Raw genomic sequence first — 17884 nt, forward strand, 5'->3', positions numbered from 1 at the left:
GGGGCGGTTCACCTTTCGTCCTGCACGGGGTGCACGGGCTGCACGGGCTGCATGGGCTGCACGAGCGGCAGGCTCTGCTCGGTCGTGGCGGGCCGGCGGGCCCGTCCGGGTTCCCTGACGACGGGCTCGCCGACCGCGTACCGCGCGAGGGCGGGCCGCGGTACGACGCCCCGTTCGGTGCGCTCGGCGAGTCCCAGCGCCACCAGCTTGGTGAGCGCCTGCTCGACGAGTTCGGGCTCCGCGCCCGGTTCCCTCGCCGACTTGGACCAGAACCCGCCGTGTTCGACGGCCAGTTCCCTTACGCGGGCCGCGAGCTCCGCCGGTTCGACGGGCCCGGCCGCCCGGGCCAGGTACCCCGCCAGCAGCAGGGTGATGTGACCGTGGGTGCCCTGTTCCGGCATGCGCGTGTCCGTGAGGTCGTCCATCGGGTCGACCATGGCGATGCCCTCGGCCCGGACCTCCGGGACGAGTCCCGTCAGCTCGTTGATGCGGGCGGTGATGAAGCCTCGCTGCCGGGTGAGGTAGGCCAGTTCTTCGTCGGTCAGGTCGTCGTAGTACAGGACCGGGTCGTCCAGGAGGATGCGGGTCAGTTTCCAGCGGACCGCCCGGAACCTGAGCTCGTCGCTGTCGAGCGCGGTCCACGCGGTCATCTCCACCAGGCGCTCCTCGAAGCCCTCGGCCTCGACCATGGAGGGACCCCGCAGGGACGCGGGCATCCCGGCCAGCACGCGCCGCCGCACGTCGTACAGCACGTCGCCCGATCCGCTGACGTAGGCGTCCTCGTCGCCGGCCACCCGCCGCAGCACCCCGAGCCGCAGCAGCAGGCGGACGACGGCCGCGAGGTCGAGGCGCTCGTCGCGCCGCTCCAGAGTGAAGGTGATCCCGGCGGCGACGAGTTCGGGATCGGCGGCGGCCAGGACGACTTGCTCGGCGAGACGTCCGAGCGCCACCTGCGACTCGCCCCGTTCCAGAGCGGCCAGGGCCAGGCAGAGCAGGACGTAGCGGCGGCGGGTGAAGGGCAGGGCACTGCGGGCGGCCTCACGCGCCGGGTGCGTGGCGTCGGTGAGTGTGCCTGGCGTCTTGCGCAGCCGTGCGGCGTCGGCGTCCGTGCGCAGCGTCCAGCCGACGTTGCGTTCGAACCACTCCCGCAGTTCGGCGGTGTGCCGGCGCACCAGCCGGAACTCGTCGGCGTACGGTCCGTCGGCGGTGAGCAGCGGCTCCTTCAGCAGGGCGCGTGCGGCCTTCTGGAGGTCGGCCTGCCGCTGGCCGTCGAGGACCTCGGCGAGGGGGCCGCTCATCGGTCCTCCGTGAGCCGGGGAGCGGTGTCCCGTCGCGGTGCGGGGAGGGGAACGGGTACCGATGGCGGTGCGGCGGCGCGGTCGCCCTGCCCCGCCGTGAGGTCGACGATGTCGATCAGGTGGTCGGGACCGCTGAACACACCGTCGGGGGTGCGCACTTCGGCCGTCGATCCGTCGTCGAGAGCGGTCAGCCGGATCTCCATCGAGCCGTCCCCGCTGGTCGCCGCGGTGGTGATCGTGCCCGGCCGCCAGGTGGCGAGCGCGTCGCCGAGCAGCCGCAGGAACAGCTGGAAGGCGTGCGGGTCGAGCCCGCCGAGCCGGGACAGCCGCACCGGTCCGTCCGTCACGAGACGGTCCCGCGCCCGCCTGGTCTCCTCCGTCTGCCGGGCGGCGATCTCGGCGAGCCGGCGCTTCGCCTCACCGCGGTCGGCCACCCGGCGCGGCCTGCCCCGCCGCTCATAACTGCCGGTACGGCGCAACTGGGGGCTGATCCGCAGCGGTCGCGCCTCGCTCCACGGGGTGGAGGCCGGCTCCGGGGAGGCTGTCCGTTCGGCGAGGGTGTCGGCGTCGACGGTGAGGTGCCGGGAGGAGTGCAGCCCGAACGCCACCCGCCAGAGCCGGTGACGCGCCTCGTCGTCCGGGGCCTGGGCGAACCAGCGCGCCAGGGTGCGGAAGTCGGCCGAGCGGTCCGAGCGTCCGGCCCGCCGCTCGTTGAGCTGCCGTACGACGGCCAGGAGCTGCGGGATCGAACCGAGCGCCCGCCCGCGCAGCAGTCTGGCCTGCGACTCGCGCCCCTCCCCCGACACGAACCACTCGGCGAGCCCGGACCACCGCGCGGCCCACCGCTCGTACGCCACCGCCTCCGCCCGCTCGGCCTCCTCGGGAGCCGCGTCGGCGGCCTCGCGGGCGGCGGCCAGCCGCAGCAGCGGACCGACCCGCTGCTGCTCCTCCAGCTCCCCGATCAGCAGAGCGATGCGCCCGCCCAGGGTGATGAGGTCCTGGATGAACCGCTCCAGGTACTGGATCAGCCGGTCCTTGTAGGCGAGAAACGCCTCGACCTCGATGTCGTGCAGGTCGATGGTGCGCTGGAGCGAGCCCATGAAGGCGCGTGCGTTGTCGGCGAGGTCGGTGAACCGGGCCGTCAGCACGGACAGGGCGACGTATGTCTTGGCCGGGTCGGGCTCGTCCTCAGCGGCGATCACCAGGAGCGCCCGCAGCTGCGTGACGATGTCGTGCAGCGCGACCGCCTGGAGTTCGCCGCGCCGCCCCAGCACCTCGTCGTACGTCCCCAGCGCCGCCTCGGCCGCCTCGCCGGCCCGGGTGAGCTGGTAGATGAACCGCCTGCGGTAGAAGTCCTCGACCGCCGTCACCCGCGCGTGGTCCGGATCGGCCCGCAGATTGCCCCACTCCACGAGTTTGTCCAGCGCCTGCGTCACCGCCTCGGGGTCGGCGGGCCTGCCATCCGCGTCCAGGGCCGCGTACACGTCCTCCGGCCGCAGGTGCACCGCGAACCGCTCCTTGGCTGCGAGGAAGGCCCGCATGACCTGGCGGTAGAGGGGGGCATTGGGGGTGGTGAGGTGAGCGAACGGGGTGAAGTCGCTGGAGGTCATCTCGGCACATTCTTCCACCCCGGTCACGGGCTCACGTGGGGGTTGCGAACACGCACTCCGCCCAGACCGTCTTGCCCGAGCCCCCGGGCCGGAGGTGCCAGCCCCAGCGGGTGGCGAGCGCCGCGACGAGCAGCAGCCCTCGGCCACCGGTGTCCTTGGAGCCGGGGGCGCACAGCATGTCCGGTTCGGGCGGCGTGCGTTCGGTGCGGGTGTCGGTGACCTCGACTCTGACCGTGCCGGCGGGTGCGCTGACGTGCAGGAGCAGGTGGAAGTCCCGGCTGGGGGCGTGGCCGTGCCTTACCGCATTGGCGGTCAACTCACCGAGGACCAGCGCGATCTCCTCGTGCGGGCCGGTGCCGTACGGGACGCCCCACGCGTCCAGCCGGTTCGCGGCCAGCCGGCGGGCGAGGCGGGCGCCCCGCGGAGTGGAGGTGAAACGCATCTCGAAGATGCGGCTCAAGTCGTCGCTGGGACAGCCGGCTTGGGAGGCGCCGATGGGACTGGGGAGTTGACTCGTCATGCCGACAACGGTGCCCTCGGTCGCATAGCGTAACCAGTGGTGACGCACCGACGCGGCCCGTTGTACGCGCGGTGGCGGTACGGGTACGAGGTGCGCGGCGTGACGCGACCGCCGGGACGGCGTTGGGCCAGGGAGGCGGTAGCGATGACCGAGGGTACGGACGAGAGGGCCGAGACCGTGGTGGCGGGCGACGCGGGACAGGCGACGGCGGACACGTCCGGCCAGGCCGTGGTCATCGCGTTCGGGCAGACGATGAAGACGCTGCGGGTGCGGGCGGGCCTGGAGCGCGAGGAGTTCGGACGGCGGATCGGATACTCGGCGTCCACGGTGGCCTCGTACGAGCAAGGACGGCGGATCCCGTCGCCCAGGACCATCGAGCGGGCGGACGAGGTGCTGGACGCGGGCGGGTTGCTGACGGTGTGGAAGGAACAGGTGGAGCGGGCTCAGTATCCGGTGTTCTTCCAGGGGATGGCAGCCTTGGAGAAGGAGGCCATCGAGTTGCTCTCGTACGACACGCTCGTGGTCAAAGGTCTGCTTCAGACCGAGGAATACATGAGGGCGGTACTGGCTATGCGGCGGCCCCCTCTGGACCAGGAGACCATCGAGCAGCGCGTGGCTGCCCGGTTGGCCCGGCAGGACATCATCGACCGGCAGCCCGCACCACTTCTCAGCTTTGTGATGGACGAGTCGGTATTGCGGCGTCGGCTTGGCGGAAAGGACGTGCTTCAAGGGCAGTTGGAGCATCTGCTTCTTGTTGGCCAGAAGCGCAATGTCGAAATCCAGGTCATCCCTCTTGACTGCGAGGAAAGCGCGGGCGTGGACGGAGCGTTCACGGTCGTCACGCGTGAGGACGGCAAGAAGTTCGCGTACACCGAGGCGCAGGGATCCAGCACGCTTCAGACCGACCCGCAGCAGGCAGCGCTCGCCGCCGCCCGTTATGGGATCATCCGATCGCAGGCTCTCACTCCACGAGAGTCCCTTGGGTTCATCGAGAGGTTGCTGGGAGAGCTATGAACACCGCTGAGTCCTCGGCCGTCGCGTCCGGCCTCGCCTGGTTCAAGAGCAGCTACAGCGGAGCGGAAGGCGGCGACTGCATCGAGGTGGCGGCCGACATGGGAACCGTACACATCCGGGACTCCAAGACCGTAGCCGGACCCGTCATCCGTGTGTCACGTGAGGCGTGGGCGGGGTTCGTCAGGGAGGCCTGACAGCCACGCGTGAAGCGAGAGCTCTGCCTCCCCCTCGGGCGGCAGGGCTCTCGCACACCCCTAACTGGGCAAGTACGGGATCGGCTTCCCGTACCAGCTGATCCGCAGGGTGTCGCGGGCGAGGCGCCGGGGGTCCGTGTCGCGGTACCGCTGGACGACGGACGCCCGGGGGATGACGCCGTCGCGGGCACCGACGATGGCGAGAACGCTGCCCAGGAGCAGAAAGGCGAACATGCCGGGCGGTCAGGAGGCCCTCTCCTGCGGAGTGTCACAGGCCCGGGCGGGTCTTACTGCCGATATGGGCGAGACGGATCGTCCGTTCCTCCGGGACCAGGCGGAAGTGGATGCGGCCGACACCCGGTATGAACCGGGCGTGCATGTCGAAGGTGCGTGCTTTTCCGTCCAGGTCGGTGAAACGGCACACCCGCTTGCGGGTCTCGCCCTCCGGGCTGACCTTGGTCCGCCACTCGGGATCCGCCATGGCCGCCGGCGCTCCACCGTGACGCGCAACTGCCCATCAACACGCTGCATGAGGAATGGCTCCGTACCCGCGAAAGTCACCCGTCCGACGCCAGAGACGGGGCCGACGTCTTCGATGCCGCCTCCACACGGAGCCCGCCAGGGCGTGCAGGAACACTCCTGCTGACGGGCTCGCCGTCAGCTCGCGCTCAGCATGCCCTCGCGCAGGCGGGCCAGGAGTCGCTTGATCAGGCGGGAGACATGCATCTGGGAGACGCCGAGGTGTTCGGCGATCTGAGCCTGCGTGAGTTCCTCGACGAAACGCCAGTGGATGATGTTGCGATCACGTTCGTCGAGTTCGGCGATCAGCGGGGCGAGGGCATGGAAGTCCTCGACCAGACCGAGGGCGGCGTCTTCGTCGCCGATGAAGTCCGCGAGCGCGGTCTCCCCCTCCTCGCTGCCGTTGATCGCCGCGTCGAGAGAGGCGGACCTGTACCCGTTGGCGGCCAGACGCGCCTCGACCACCTCGTCCTCCGACAGGCACATCAGCTCGGAGAGTTCCTTGGTCGTCGGCATCCGACCCAGCCGAGTGCCCAGTTCCTCCGTGGCACGGGCCAGCTGCACGCGCGCTTCCTGCAACCGCCGGGGCACGTGCACCGCCCAGGAGGTGTCACGGAAGAAACGCTTGATCTCGCCGACGATGTACGGCACCGCGAAGGAGGTGAACTCCACCTCGCGGGAGACCTCGAACCGGTCGATGGCCTTGATCAGCCCGATCATGCCGACCTGGACGATGTCCTCCATCTCCTCGGCGCCCCGGCTGCGGAACCGGGCCGCCGCGAACCGGACCAGGGACATGTTCATCTCGATCAGCGTGTTGCGCGCGTACTGGTACTCGGGAGTTCCCTCCTCCAGCACTGCCAGCTGGTCGAAGAACAGCCGCGACAGTACACGTGCGTCCTTGGGCGCCACCTTGGACGGATCGGCCATCTCCGGCACGTCCACCGTACGCTCAGCAGCCTGCACGGTCGTCACCATCACGCGCCCCTCCCGGTCGATCGGCCTGGTCTGCGCCGGAGCACCGCCCGGCAGTCGCGCTTGTACCCCGGAGATCCACGGGCATGCATCGAACATTCTCGGTTTCCCCGCGGCCTCCCCCTGGCACGCCGCGATACGGTCCACAGCAATTGCCGCGTGGCCCGTTCCGGCACCCCGAGGGCCCTCTGTGGCGCGAAGAACCGGTACGCTGCCGGGCCCGTCGGGGCATCCTCCCTTGCCCCGCCGTGGCGCACCGAGTTGCCGGTGGCCTCGTTGACTGCCGGCAGCACGTTCGCCGGGAACGGCGACCAGCACGGGTCGGGCCCGGGCCGCTTCCCCGCGGACGAACTGGCCCACGCCCTTCGCGTAGTCCGTCTCCGTCGTGCAGGAGAGCCGGCCCCGGACAGGACCAAGGCGCCCGTGGCCGAGAGGCTACGGGCATGGTCACAGATACCGACGAATCGGCGTCACCGCCGCCTCCGCCACCCGCCGCGCCAGGGAACGGTGCCTCCAGCGCCCCGGCCTGATCGGCTCGCAGGCGGCGAGGTCCTCGTCGAAGTGCGCGTCGAGCGTCGCGGTCGTCTCGGGATCGAGTACGGCGAGCATGACCTCCTCATCGTGGTTGAGGGACCGTCGGTTGAAGTTGGTCGAGCCGACCAGGGCGGTCACGCCGTCCACCGTGACGATCTTGGCGTGCATCATCGTGGGTTGGTACTGGAAGATGCGCACACCGCAGGCCAGGAGCTTCTCGTAGTGGTGCTGCCCGGCCAGCCGGCACACCCTCTTGTCGGTGCGCGGGCCCGGCAGCAGGATCTCCACCCGGACACCGCGGCGGGCGGCGGCGCACAGCAGGCCGACGAAGAAGTCGTCGGGGCAGAAGTAGGCGGTGGCCAGGCGCAGCCGCCGCTCGGCGCTCTCGATCACGACGCGCATCAGCGTCTGCATGTCCTGCCAGCCCAGGCTGGCCGAGCCACGCACGACCTGCACGACGGCCTCACCCGCCGGGGCGTGGTCGGTGAAGCGGTCGCGCTCGTCGAAGAGTTCGTCGTGGCACTCGGCCCAGTTCTGCGCGAAGGCCGCGGCGATCCCGTCCACCGCCGGTCCGCGCACCTCCACATGGGTGTCGCGCCATTCGTGCGGGCCGCGGGCGTCGCCGCACCACTCCTCGGCGATACCGACCCCACCGGTGAAGGCGAACCGCTCGTCGACGACGAGCGCTTTGCGATGGCATCGGTGGTTCTGCTTGACCGGGGACAACCACAAGGGCTTGCGGAACCAGGCGATGTGCACCCCCGCGCGGTCCATCTCGCGCAGCAGGCCGTCGTCGATGAGCCTACTGCCGAACCCGTCGAGCAGGAGCCGCACCCGTACCCCGGCGCGGGCCCGCTCGGCGAGCGCGCCGGCGAACTCGCGGGCGATGTCGCCCCTCCAGTAGACGAAGGTCATCATGTCGACGGTGTTGCGTGCCGCACGGATCCGGGACAGCATCGCGGGAAAGATCTCGTCCCCGTTGCGCAGCACCGTGATCGCGTTGCCCTCGGTGGCCGCGATGCCGATGAGCCGCTCGAGCCTGCGCCGCAGCCGCCGGACGGCGTCGTCCGACGTCGGCTCTTCCGGTCTGGTCACCGCGGCGGTGCGCGGCATGCGACGCTCGTCCGCTGTCTCTGTCACGATTCCCCCCAGGAGGCGGCATGTCCCGGCCGCACGCCGGGCCCACCCTACGGATTGCCGTGCGCACCTCGGTCATACCGAGGGGACGACACCTTCCGCGCCACAGTGACGCAGGGCACAGGCGCCCGTGGACACGGCCGTGGCCGAGGCCGGGCCGAACGCTTCCCCTTCGGATCGCGCGTGCCGGCCTCTTGTCCGCGTTGAGCCCCACCCGACGCGCGACCCGCACAGGCCCAGCCGAGCGCCTTCTGTTTTCGGCCAGCCGTACGGATCCCCCGCCGCGGTTTTCCCCGCTTCCACACAGCGTGCGCTCAATGTGCTGAGCTGAGCCGATGTGCCGTGCGGCGGGCCCAAGAAAGGGAGCGAGCAGTGCTGCGAGGTTTCAAGAACCATATGAGCTCTTCGGACGGCGATCCGAACCACCGAATGCCCTGGATCGGCCCTCGTAGACGCCTGGATCGACGGTACGGATCGCGCCGGGTCAGCTGCGCCGCAGAGTTGCCCGGGTCTTCCCGGCCGTCACAGGCGAACACGCTCCTGGAGCGCGGCCGCACCCTCGCCCACCTCTCCCCCTGCTCGCCCTTCCGGGCTCTTCCCCGGGTCAGGAGCGCAAGCACGGCGGCTGCGTGGTGCGAGTTCAGCTCGGAGTGACCGTCACGATGTCAGGCGCGATCTCCAGTACCAGGAGCGCCGCCGCCACATGGGTCGGGTTGTCCTCCACCTTGACGGCCGAGAGCTCGTTGGCGCGTGAGACCCGCCGTTCGACGGTGTTGCGGTGCGCGTAGAGGTTGGCGGCCGCCCGGGTGGTGCTGAAGCCGCACTGCACGTAGGTGAGCAGTGCCTGCCGCAGCGCTGTGTCGGCTTCGGCCAACGGCCCGAGTGTGTTGATGACGAACCGACGTGCGCCGGCCCGGTCCCTCGTGAGCGCGTCGATCAGTTCCACGTCGCCGTAGGCGGTGAACCGCCGGTCGGACCCCAGCCGGATCACCAGCGCCTGCGCCGCGAGGGCGTCCTGGTGGCTGGACCGGAATCCTTCAAGTCCGCGTCCCGGTCTTCCCACCGCCGCGCGGACCTCGTCGGTCATCGCGAGGGCCTTCACCACATGGTGAATGTTCGGAACGGCCTCTCCCGAGAGCCAGATCCACCGCGACGTGGCGCTGGCGCGCGCCACCAGGGCGCTCCGGTCGCCGACGGAGGAGCGCACGGCGGCTATCGCCTCGTCCAGGGCTCCGGTCTGGCGAGGATCATCGATCCACAGGACGAGACCCACGTGCCACCGCCCCATCCGGTAACGCAGGCGCCCTTCGGCGAAGTCCTCCGCCATCGGTGCCCCACTGGCGATCAGCTGGATCATTGCGATCCCCTCGGCACCCGTATTCCCCATCGCCGCGGCGAGGCCGGCTTGCCGCAGGGCCGCGACGGAGTCGAGGGCGTACTGCACCAGCGACTGCCCCGTCACGTCCAGGACCCCCACGAGAAGCTCGGGGTCTGCGCAGTCCGCCACGCATTCCTCCAGCCATCGCCGCCAGCCGATCCCCAGGGCCACGCGCCAGGCAACGGCGAAGTCGGGCGCGATGCCCCGGGAGACGAGATCGTTGATGTACGCCGTGGTCCTCGGGCCGACGTAGGGCTCCACCCGCCGCCCCGGTTGCTGGACGTTCGCACTCAGCCATTGGACGAGATCGGAGCGGTTGAGCTCGCGGTCCTCCTCGACCAGCGATGCGTCCGCGAGGAGGGCGGGATCGTTCTGGGCGACGAGAGAGGGCCTTGCGAAGGCGTCGACCATGGCGTCCGTTTCCGTCAGCAGGCGCTGGCACAGTGACCTGATCGCATCAGCGACCTCGCGGGAGGGCGGGGGCCACAGCTCTTCCATGTTTTCAGTGTCCCTCTGCTCTCGGGGAGCCGACGGCTCCCGACATGCCGTGTCACGGACAGACGAAAGGCCCGCCGGCGGCCTGGCCGACGGCAGTGACGTCCCGGGAGAGGACGACACGGTCGCTCTCGGTGAGGCCGGTGACACCCGGCTCCGCGGCGGTCACGACTCCCGATCCGCCGTGTCCGGAGACGAGAGGCGTCGGCACCTCCCCGTCCTCTCGCATGCGAGGGGCCTCCGAGCGACACACGTCCGCCGCGGTGACGCGAACCCCGGCTTCGCCCGTATGTGGATCGGCGAGACCGCCATCCGCCACCTCGACGGGCGTGGCCAGGTATGAGAGAACAACCGCGCGCATGGGTCTCCAGGGTCCGGGAGCTGTTTAGCAACACTAAACGGCGGCAGATTTACCACGCCCCCGGTGGCGCCACAAGAGGTTCGGCGCCAAGGCTCCGCCGAAGGGGCGCACCGGCGGGCCGTGACGCGCATGCCTTAGCCTCATGTCACGGAGGGGGCTCGTCCGGGTCGGCCTGTCACCCGACGGGCAAACGACCTCGGCCTCGGGACGGGCGGTGAGCACACGATGTCCATCGACGACGGCAGGACAGCAGGCGGAGCGGCCGGAGGTGCCGCTGCCCTCGAAGCGTCCGCAGGTGCGCAGCTGAGGAGGATCAGGCTCAGCCGCGGGTTGTCGTTGACGGAGGTGGCGCGGCAGGCAGAGGTCACCAAGGGCTTTCTGAGCCAGTTGGAGCGTGGGCTCACCAGCGTGTCCGTCCCCACGTTGCTGCGCGTCTGCGAGGTGCTGCGGATCGGGGTCGGAGAGCTGTTCGCGTACCCCGACGAGCAGCTCGTGGAGGGCGGAAGCCGGATCGACATGGGCGGTGAAGGCGTGGCCGAGTACCTGCTCACGCCCGCCGGCACCACGGCGTTCCAGGTCTTCCGTTCCGTGATCGAGCCAGGCGGGGGGACCGGTGGCCCCTATCGGCTCGACACCGTCACGATCTTCGCGATGGGGCTGAGCGGCTCGACCCGTCTGATCGTTGGGGGCGAGACCCGGACGCTGTCGGCCGGCGTGTCCACCTCGTTCTCCGGTCGGACGCTTCACCAGTTCGACAATCCGGGTACGACGGTGAGCGAGGTCCTGTGGGTCCTGTCGCCTCCCCTGCCGCGCGTCGCGCGAGGACCGGCCTAGGCAGTGTCTTTCCGATCATGCCGGGCTCGCGACGCCTGGCACCGCGCCTCGCCGCGTTGTCGTCACTCGCCGATTCCCCCAAGCTCTCGGCTCCGCTCGAGCAGGGGGGACCCCCATCGCACCGGCTCCCTCCTCCGCCTCGCGATGCACGGCACCAGACACCGCTCCCTGATCCGGCCTGATCGACGAGACACCTAGGCCCTGTCGTTTGGATCATCCCGGCGTCGCAGGATCTGGCACGCACATCTGCCGCGTTGTCGTCAGTCGCCGACGCGCCGCGTCGACTCCCTCCTCCGCCTTGCAGCTGCACGCACCAGACCCCGCTCGACTCGGCCAGGACGCACCGTCCCTCACAGCCGGGCTGATCCAAACGACAGGGCCTAGAGCCGCTCGTAGACGGCCGGCCGGCGCGCCCGCAGAACGAGGGCCTGCACCGCGCCGGCCACGGCCGAGAGGGCGACGAGCCCGCCGATCACCCAGGCGCCCGTGGTGGTGCCGACGAGGAGCGGGAAGTTGGCGACCATCAGGCAGACCACACAGGCCAGGCCGAGGAAGGCCACGCCCGGGGCCACGACCGTGCGCCACACCGACTGCTGCTCTTCGCCGCGCCGGAAGAAACCGATGACCGCGAGGCTGGTGGCCGCCATCAGCAGGACGATGCCGAGGGTGGCGGCTCCGGAGAACCAGGCGTAGAGGTCCCCGATCGGGTCGAGGCCGAGCACGGCGACTACGACCGTGGTGACGAACGCGACCGCCGAGGCGACGGCCGAGGACGCTGACGGCGCGCGGTGCCGGGGGTGAACGACACCCAGCGACGCCGGAAGCACGCCGGCCCGGGACAGTGCGAACTGGTAGCGCGTCACGACGTTGTGGAAAGCCAGTACGCAGGCGAACTGACTGGTGATCAGGAGCAGTTGCATCATGTCGGCCCAGACGGAACCGACGTAACTCTGCGTCAGCGAGAGGACCAGCCCCTCGGGGTCGGCCTGCGCGGCTCCGATCACCGCGTCGACGCCGGCACCCACCACGATCGCCCACACGGTGAACGAGTAGAAGACCCCGATCACCAGGATCGCGACGTACGTCGCCCGCGGAACCGTGGCGTCGGGGTCCTTCGCCTCGTTGCGGAACACGGCCGTCGCCTCGAAGCCGATGAACCCGAGGATGGCGAACATGACGCCGAGGCCCAGGGAGCCGGTTCCCGCGATCGAGGGCGACAACGGCTCGGCCGTCAGGCCATGGGCGCCGCCGTGGCCCACGATGCCGAAGTCCATGACCAGGAGCAGCAGGGATTCCAGCACCAGCACGGCACCGAGCACCTTGGCGCTCAGCTCGATGTCGCGATAGCCGAGGAAGGCGATGATGCCCAGCGAGAGGAGTGCCCACAACCACCACGGGGTTCCGGCGTCGGCGTACCGCTCGATGACGTTGCTCGTCGCGACGCCGACGTAGGCGTTCACCCCGACGAGCAGCAGCGTGTAGGAGAAGAGCGCGAGGGTCGCGGCGGAGAGACCGGGTATGCGGCCCAACCCGGCCTGGACGTAGGCGTAGAAGGCGCCCGCGTTGCGTACCCGTCCGGCCATCAGCGTGAAGCCGACCGCGAAGATCAGCAGCAGAACGGTGGACAGCACGAAGTACAGCGGCATCCCCGGGCTGCCGCTCACGGCGAAGGCGAGCGGCACCCCGCCGGCCACCAGCCCGAGCGGTGCCGCCGCGGCGACGACCATGAACACGATCTGCGACACGCCGAGTCCGCGGTTGAGCGGGTTGCCCGGTCCCGCTTGATCGCCGGGTGCTTCGACGTGCCCTGTCTTGGAGAGGTCGGCCATCTCGACCACCTTTCGGCTCACCGGCCGATACCGGCTCGTCATGAGTGGATGAAGGAGTGGATGAGGGAGTGCGTGAAGCGGTACGCCCACGCGAAGCGAACCGGAGCGGCTCCCGCGCAGCGGGGCGAGGAGATCCGGTTTCTGCCTCTCCGGCTCAGCCCTGAGAAGACGTGGCCCCGAGCGGGACCCGGTTGCTCGTCGCTTCCTCACGGCCGCGACCGCGTGAGTGACAGCCGCGATCTGCCCCGCTCGATACGCAGTGGGTCCCGACGCGCGGCGAGGTCGTGACGACAGCGGGTTCGACCTCTGCGCACGACCGCGACGAGGTGTTTAGTGGCACTAAACACCAGGGGTCAAACCTCTATCACGCCGACTTCACCGCGGCAATGGCTGCGGCAGGGCCGGCCGCCGCGCGGACGCCGCCCCGGCGCCCTGCTCCCCGAAGAGCCGAGCGCGGCTTCGGCCGAGGTCGCGTCGGACATCGCCGACCACCGTATGGGCGCAGCGGTGCGATCGGCTTGTGCATCGTGCACCGGTCCCGGGCGAAGCAGGTGCCCGCTGTCGTTCTCGTCGGCGGTCGTGGCTGGCGACAGTGAGGCAACCGCCACAGGAACAGCGAGGAAACGCCATGACAGCTGAGGTGTTGGACGCCGTCGAGGAGTTCGACGTGGTGATCATCGGAGCAGGGATCTCCGGGATCGGCGCGGCCACCTATTTCAGCCGAGAGCTGCCCGACAAGTCTCTCGTCGTGCTGGAAGCGCGCGACAACATCGGGGGCACTTGGGACCTGTTCCGCTATCCCGGCATCCGCTCGGACTCCGACCTCCACACGTTCGGTTACGAGTTCAAACCGTGGCGCCACGAAGCCGCGATCGCCGACGCTCACCTCATCAAGGAGTACCTCGAGGAGACGGTCGGGGAGAACGGTCTGGAGCGCCTCCTCAGGCTCCGCCACCGCGTCGTCCGCTCGGAATGGTCCTCGGCGGACTCGACATGGACCCTCACCGTCCAGACGACGAACCCCGCCTCGGGAGAGACCCGGACCAAGACCATCCGCGCGGGATGGGTCTTCGCCGCCACCGGCTACTACCGGTACGACGAGGGATTCTCCCCTGAGTTCCCGGGGCGGGACGACTTCGAGGGCCAGATCGTTCATCCGCAGCACTGGCCGGAGGATCTCGACTACAGCGGGAAGAAGGTCGTCATCATCGGCAGCGGCGCGACCGCGATCACGCTGGTGCCGGCCATGGCCTCCGGGGCGGGCGCCGCACGGCACGTGACGATGCTGCAGCGCACCCCCACCTACGTCATGGCGCTCCCCCGCGTCGACAGGGTCGCCCTGACGCTCACGAAGCTGCTCGGGGAAAAGCGCGGGTACGCCGTGACGCGGTTCAAGAACATCTGGACCGAACACGCCGTCGTGAAGGGTCTGCGGACCTTCCCCAAGGCCGGACGAGCGCTGATCCGGCGCGAGAACATCAAGCGCCTCCCCAAGGGATTCGACGTCGACAAGCACTTCAACCCGCCGTACGACCCGTGGGACCAGCGGCTGTGCCTGGCGCCGGACGGCGACTTCTTCGACGTGATCAAGGAGGGCAAGGCCTCCGTCGTCACCGACGCCGTGGCGAGGTTCAGCAAGCGCGGGATCGTCCTGGCGTCGGGCGAGGAACTGGAAGCCGACGTCATCGTCACCGCGACGGGGCTGAACCTGCGGCTCTTCGACGGCATGCCCATCGTGGTCGACGGGCACCGGGTCGACATCGCGGACGCGCTCTGTTACCGCGGCATGCTGCTGAGCGGGATCCCGAACTGGGCGATGGCGATCGGTTACACCACCTCGTCGTGGACGCTCAAGGTGAGCCTGATGTGTCGCTACTTCATCGACCTGGTCCGGCACATGGACGCCCGCGGCCACGACACGGTGGTTCCGGTCGCGCCGTCGGGGACGAAGCGCAGGTCCGTCATGGACATCAAGGCCGGGTACGCCAAGCGCGGCGAGAAGCTCCTGCCCAAGCAGGGCCCCGAGAAGCCCTGGCGGATGGCGATGTCCTACCCCGAGGACGCCAAGGCCCTCCGCGGTCCGGTGGCCGACGAGCACCTGAAGTTCGGCACCGGTCGGGCGGCCTCGCGGCGGCCCGGTGCGAGGCGAGCGACCCATGCCTGAGACGAGCGGCGCCGAGAGCGTCGACCAGTACGCGCCCCTGCCCTCCGGGATGACGATCTGCTTCCGGGACCACGGCGACAAGGCCGACCCCGCGATGCTGCTCATCGCGGGACTGGGCGAGGACCTCACCTTCTGGCCCGACTCGTTCGTCGGCTCACTCGTCGCCCGCGGGTTCCGGGTCGTCGCGATCGACAACCGCGACGCCGGGCAGTCGACGTTCGTCGCCGCTCCCCCTCCCGGGCTGTGGCGTCAGCTCACCAGGCGTCCGCGCGGCGACGCCTACGCGCTGGCCGACATGGCCCAGGACGCCCTCGGCGTACTCGACCATCTCGGGATCTCGCGAGTTCACCTGGTCGGGCGTTCGATGGGCGGAATGATCGCGCAGACGATCGCGGCCACAGCACCCGAGCGGGCCCTGTCCCTGACCTCCATCTACTCCACCACCGGGGCCCGCAAGGTGGGTCAGCCGGCTCTGTCGACGATCCGGCTCCTCGCCGCCCCGCCGGCGAGGACCAGAACCGCGGCGGTCCGTGCCCACCTGAGGCTCACCCGGCACATCGCGGGAGTGGGACATCCCATCGACGACGCGGCCGAGGCGGCCGTCGCGGCTCGCGGCTGGGATCGCAGCGCCGGTGACCTGGCAGCCGGCACGGCGCGCCAGATCCAGGCCATCCAGCGCTCCGGAGACCGGACGGCCCAGCTGAGCAGGATCACCGCCCCGACGCTGGTCATCAACGGCGACCGGGACCTGCTGGTCAGCCCGAGCGGCGGCGCCGCGACCGTACGGGCGATCCGCTCGGCCCAGCACGTGGTCATTCCCGGCATGGGCCATCACCTCCCCGAGGCCCTCGTCGATCCCGTCACGACCTACATCTCGCAGCACGCGAACCGCGTTGGTGAAGGAGGAAGCCATGTCCGGATCTCGTGAGCCCCGCTCCAGGAGCACCACGGTCGACGTCGTGGTGGTCGGTGCGGGCTTCGCCGGTCTGAGCGCCGCCGATCGACTGGTGAGCACGGGACGGTCCGTCCTGGTCGTGGAAGGCCGCGACCGGGTCGGAGGCCGCTCGCTCTCCGGCGAGGTGGCCGGCGTGAAGGTCGACCTCGGAGCGACCTGGGTGGCACGGCGCCACACCGCCGTCCGGGACCTCGCGAGCCGCGTGGGGTGCACCACGACCGACCAGTTCGCCCAGGGCCACAACGTGCTGTGGATGGCGGGCCGGCGTCGCACCTACAGCGGCACCATCCCCAAGGTCTCCCCCTTGGCCCTGGTGGACATGGCCCGCATGCAGACGGCGGTGAACAAGCTGGTCGCGACCATCGACGTGGACGCCGCATGGGAGACGCCCGGCGCCGGCCGGCTCGACGCCATCTCGTTCGGCGAGTGGCTCGACCGGAAGAACGCGCTGCCCGGCACCCGTGCGCTGATGACCGTCATCAGCAAGGTGCAGTGGGGCTGCACGCCGGGAGACGTCTCCTTGCTGCACGCACTGCGCTACATCCGTTCGGCGGGCGGGCTCGATCACATGCTGGACGTCGAGGGCGGTCAGCAGCAGGACCGGATCGTAGAAACCACCCAGGAGATCGCCAAGCGGGTGGCGGAGCGGCTCGGCGACCGCGTGCGCCTGGAGACACCGGTGCGCCGCATCACGCAGGACGACACCGGTGTCACCGTCCACGCCGACTTCGGCGAGATCCGCGCCCGGTACGCGATCGTCACGGCCTCGCCGGCGCACCGCGCCGCCATCGAGTTCGACCCCGCTCTGCCCGAGCAGGCCGAAGGGCTCACGCGGACCTGGCGCATGGGCGTGCTGAGCAAGGCCTTCGTGGCCTACGAGAAGCCGTTCTGGCGGACCGACGGTTACTCCGGTGAGGCGGTGACCGACACCGGAACCGTGTTCATCACCTTCGACGTGTCCCCCGCTCCCAGCGGACCGGGCGTCCTGATGGCCTTCTGCGATCCGCGCGTCTTCGACGGCTTCAGCCCCGAGACCCGGCGCGACCGGGTCGTCCGGCAGCTCGCCGACCTCTACGGTCCGCAGGCCCGCTCCCCGATCGACTACGTGGACCACTGCTGGGGAGCGGAGCCCTTCGCCCCGGGCGGCCCCAATCCCGCTGTCGCGCCCTACGCGACCGTGAGCTTCGGCAAGGCGCTGAGCGAGCCTCACGGGCGCGTCCACTGGGCGGGTTCCGAGACCGCCGGCGAATGGGCCGGCAGCATGAACGGTGCGGTTCTGACGGGCCAGCGCACCGCCGAACGCGTCGCCACCCTCCTGTCCCGTGACGTCCGCGAGGGGGCGTCGCGATGAAGGAAGGGCTGTTCCTGCTGGCCGACCTGTGGATGATCTTCGCCGGCTACTTCTACGGCTGGAAGTTCATCCGCCGGTACGGCAACTACCTCCTGGGCCTGGAGTGGATGGTCGTCGCGACGTCGGGCAGCAACTTCCTGCTCTGGTCGCTGTTCGGAGCCAAGAGCGAAAGCGTCCTGTACGACCTGGCGTACTTCTTCGACGCGTTCTCCAGGTCGGTCGGCATCACGCTCATCCTGGTCATGGGCCTGATGAAGGTCACCCATCGCTACAAGCCGAGCGTCGGCGTCGATGTGGGCGTGTTCGGAGTCGCGATCGTGGCCGGTCTGTTCCTCCGGCAGTTCCACGGCGCGGATCTCCACACCGGCGGCATCACGTTCTGGGTCGCCGTGTTCTACGTCGTCGTCAATCTCCTCACGGCGGTCTTCCTCGGGTACTTCGCCAAGCGGCTCTGGGACGCGGGCGCGAAGTGGCCGGCGATCTGGACGGGACTGGTCACGGCCGCCGCGACCACCATCGCGATCACGTACGACTTCTTCCCCCTGCCGTTCGACGACGCGAACCGCACGATCTTCTACACCGCCGCGCTGGCGACCTGGGGCACCCAGGGATTCGTCTACTTCCGCGCCTACCGCGCGCTGCACGACCGCAACGCGGCCTCGGACGCGAACCCGGCCCGCACGACCGGGGCCCCCGCATGAACCCGAATCACGACA

General features: G+C 70.0%; 17 protein-coding genes. 7 read left to right on the top strand and 10 right to left on the bottom strand.

All coding sequences use genetic code 11. From position 1 onward, the window contains the following. Positions 1-8: 8 nt before the first annotated feature. Genes AMK31_RS06140 through AMK31_RS06150 form a run of 3 tightly spaced genes read right to left on the bottom strand, consistent with a single transcriptional unit; the run spans position 9 to position 3428 of the window. The gene (locus AMK31_RS06140; RefSeq protein WP_079186713.1) at positions 9-1298 is read right to left on the bottom strand and encodes a TIGR02678 family protein; all 1290 of its coding nucleotides are present in this window, start codon (positions 1296-1298) and stop codon (positions 9-11) included. Next, positions 1295-2908: a TIGR02677 family protein gene (locus AMK31_RS06145; protein ID WP_079186714.1), complete on the bottom strand. Its 1614-nt coding sequence runs from the start codon at positions 2906-2908 to the stop codon at positions 1295-1297. The genes AMK31_RS06140 and AMK31_RS06145 overlap by 4 nt, the downstream gene beginning before the upstream one ends. Positions 2909-2939: 31 nt before the next feature. Continuing rightward, positions 2940-3428 carry an ATP-binding protein gene (locus AMK31_RS06150; RefSeq protein WP_198948428.1) on the bottom strand — a complete coding sequence of 163 codons (489 nt, stop codon included), beginning with the start codon at positions 3426-3428 and terminating at the stop codon, positions 2940-2942. A gap of 144 nt (positions 3429-3572) precedes the next feature. Here AMK31_RS06150 and AMK31_RS06155 point away from each other — a divergent pair, with 144 nt between their 5' ends. Both AMK31_RS06155 and AMK31_RS06160 read left to right on the top strand, forming a co-directional pair. Next, entirely contained in the window at positions 3573-4442 is an 870-nt protein-coding gene (locus AMK31_RS06155) for a helix-turn-helix domain-containing protein (RefSeq protein WP_073939347.1), read from the top strand. Beyond that, positions 4439-4636 carry a DUF397 domain-containing protein gene (locus tag AMK31_RS06160; protein WP_073939348.1) on the top strand — a complete coding sequence of 66 codons (198 nt, stop codon included), beginning with the start codon at positions 4439-4441 and terminating at the stop codon, positions 4634-4636. Before AMK31_RS06155 ends, AMK31_RS06160 begins: the two co-directional genes overlap by 4 nt. 60 nt (positions 4637-4696) lie before the next feature. Here the strand turns inward: AMK31_RS06160 and AMK31_RS40615 are convergent, their stop codons facing one another. The 6 genes from AMK31_RS40615 to AMK31_RS42050 form a co-directional block, all read right to left on the bottom strand. Further along, positions 4697-4870 (bottom strand): hypothetical protein, encoded by a 174-nt coding sequence (locus AMK31_RS40615; RefSeq protein WP_158074520.1) that lies wholly within the window; start codon positions 4868-4870, stop codon positions 4697-4699. A 34-nt stretch (positions 4871-4904) separates the two neighbouring features. Further along, complete coding sequence (locus AMK31_RS06165; protein ID WP_073939349.1) at positions 4905-5117, bottom strand: hypothetical protein; 213 nt, start codon at positions 5115-5117, stop codon at positions 4905-4907. Between the two features lie 176 nt (positions 5118-5293). Beyond that, on the bottom strand, positions 5294-6133 hold the full coding sequence (locus AMK31_RS06170; RefSeq protein ID WP_073939350.1) for an RNA polymerase sigma factor SigF: 840 nt from the start codon (positions 6131-6133) through the stop codon (positions 5294-5296). Positions 6134-6577: 444 nt separating this feature from the next. Further along, positions 6578-7777, bottom strand: a complete 1200-nt coding sequence (locus AMK31_RS06175; protein ID WP_073939351.1) for a phospholipase D-like domain-containing protein — start codon at positions 7775-7777, stop codon at positions 6578-6580. 664 nt (positions 7778-8441) lie between these two features. Then, the gene (locus AMK31_RS06180; RefSeq protein ID WP_073939352.1) at positions 8442-9677 is read right to left on the bottom strand and encodes a helix-turn-helix domain-containing protein; all 1236 of its coding nucleotides are present in this window, start codon (positions 9675-9677) and stop codon (positions 8442-8444) included. A gap of 52 nt (positions 9678-9729) precedes the next feature. Beyond that, entirely contained in the window at positions 9730-10035 is a 306-nt protein-coding gene (locus AMK31_RS42050; protein WP_073939353.1) for an alcohol dehydrogenase catalytic domain-containing protein, read from the bottom strand. A gap of 225 nt (positions 10036-10260) precedes the next feature. On the opposite strand from AMK31_RS42050, the gene AMK31_RS06190 reads away from it, so the two are divergent. After that, entirely contained in the window at positions 10261-10869 is a 609-nt protein-coding gene (locus tag AMK31_RS06190) for a helix-turn-helix domain-containing protein (protein ID WP_073939354.1), read from the top strand. Positions 10870-11249: 380 nt separating this feature from the next. Here AMK31_RS06190 and AMK31_RS06195 read toward each other — a convergent pair whose 3' ends face one another. After that, on the bottom strand, positions 11250-12698 hold the full coding sequence (locus AMK31_RS06195) for an APC family permease (protein WP_073939556.1): 1449 nt from the start codon (positions 12696-12698) through the stop codon (positions 11250-11252). A 628-nt stretch (positions 12699-13326) separates the two neighbouring features. On the opposite strand from AMK31_RS06195, the gene AMK31_RS06200 reads away from it, so the two are divergent. From AMK31_RS06200 to AMK31_RS06215, 4 genes are read left to right on the top strand one after another with little or no spacing between them, the layout of a single operon-like run. Further along, positions 13327-14862 (top strand): flavin-containing monooxygenase, encoded by a 1536-nt coding sequence (locus tag AMK31_RS06200; RefSeq protein WP_073939355.1) that lies wholly within the window; start codon positions 13327-13329, stop codon positions 14860-14862. Continuing rightward, complete coding sequence (locus tag AMK31_RS06205) at positions 14855-15790, top strand: alpha/beta fold hydrolase (protein ID WP_073939356.1); 936 nt, start codon at positions 14855-14857, stop codon at positions 15788-15790. Before AMK31_RS06200 ends, AMK31_RS06205 begins: the two co-directional genes overlap by 8 nt. Further along, entirely contained in the window at positions 15774-17168 is a 1395-nt protein-coding gene (locus tag AMK31_RS06210) for a flavin monoamine oxidase family protein (RefSeq protein WP_073939357.1), read from the top strand. The genes AMK31_RS06205 and AMK31_RS06210 overlap by 17 nt, the downstream gene beginning before the upstream one ends. Next, on the top strand, positions 17165-17869 hold the full coding sequence (locus AMK31_RS06215) for a transporter (protein WP_073939358.1): 705 nt from the start codon (positions 17165-17167) through the stop codon (positions 17867-17869). The genes AMK31_RS06210 and AMK31_RS06215 overlap by 4 nt, the downstream gene beginning before the upstream one ends. Positions 17870-17884 lie beyond the last annotated feature (15 nt).

The sequence above is a fragment of the Streptomyces sp. TSRI0107 genome (assembly GCF_001905845.1).
Classification (GTDB): domain Bacteria; phylum Actinomycetota; class Actinomycetes; order Streptomycetales; family Streptomycetaceae; genus Streptomyces.

Bases quoted from the DNA above. Each gene is read 5' to 3' on its own strand.
- AMK31_RS06160 (WP_073939348.1), top strand. From the start codon at position 4,439: ATGAACACCGCTGAGTCCTCGGCCGTCGCGTCCGGCCTCGCCTGGTTC.
- AMK31_RS06145 (WP_079186714.1), bottom strand. From the start codon at position 2,908: ATGACCTCCAGCGACTTCACCCCGTTCGCTCACCTCACCACCCCCAAT.
- AMK31_RS06165 (WP_073939349.1), bottom strand. From the start codon at position 5,117: ATGGCGGATCCCGAGTGGCGGACCAAGGTCAGCCCGGAGGGCGAGACC.
- AMK31_RS06210 (WP_073939357.1), top strand. From the start codon at position 15,774: ATGTCCGGATCTCGTGAGCCCCGCTCCAGGAGCACCACGGTCGACGTC.
- AMK31_RS06215 (WP_073939358.1), top strand. From the start codon at position 17,165: ATGAAGGAAGGGCTGTTCCTGCTGGCCGACCTGTGGATGATCTTCGCC.
- AMK31_RS06175 (WP_073939351.1), bottom strand. From the start codon at position 7,777: ATGCCGCGCACCGCCGCGGTGACCAGACCGGAAGAGCCGACGTCGGAC.
- AMK31_RS06150 (WP_198948428.1), bottom strand. From the start codon at position 3,428: ATGACGAGTCAACTCCCCAGTCCCATCGGCGCCTCCCAAGCCGGCTGT.
- AMK31_RS06200 (WP_073939355.1), top strand. From the start codon at position 13,327: ATGACAGCTGAGGTGTTGGACGCCGTCGAGGAGTTCGACGTGGTGATC.
- AMK31_RS06170 (WP_073939350.1), bottom strand. From the start codon at position 6,133: ATGGTGACGACCGTGCAGGCTGCTGAGCGTACGGTGGACGTGCCGGAG.
- AMK31_RS06190 (WP_073939354.1), top strand. From the start codon at position 10,261: ATGTCCATCGACGACGGCAGGACAGCAGGCGGAGCGGCCGGAGGTGCC.
- AMK31_RS40615 (WP_158074520.1), bottom strand. From the start codon at position 4,870: ATGTTCGCCTTTCTGCTCCTGGGCAGCGTTCTCGCCATCGTCGGTGCC.
- AMK31_RS06155 (WP_073939347.1), top strand. From the start codon at position 3,573: ATGACCGAGGGTACGGACGAGAGGGCCGAGACCGTGGTGGCGGGCGAC.
- AMK31_RS06205 (WP_073939356.1), top strand. From the start codon at position 14,855: ATGCCTGAGACGAGCGGCGCCGAGAGCGTCGACCAGTACGCGCCCCTG.
- AMK31_RS06180 (WP_073939352.1), bottom strand. From the start codon at position 9,677: ATGGAAGAGCTGTGGCCCCCGCCCTCCCGCGAGGTCGCTGATGCGATC.
- AMK31_RS06195 (WP_073939556.1), bottom strand. From the start codon at position 12,698: ATGGCCGACCTCTCCAAGACAGGGCACGTCGAAGCACCCGGCGATCAA.
- AMK31_RS06140 (WP_079186713.1), bottom strand. From the start codon at position 1,298: ATGAGCGGCCCCCTCGCCGAGGTCCTCGACGGCCAGCGGCAGGCCGAC.
- AMK31_RS42050 (WP_073939353.1), bottom strand. From the start codon at position 10,035: ATGCGCGCGGTTGTTCTCTCATACCTGGCCACGCCCGTCGAGGTGGCG.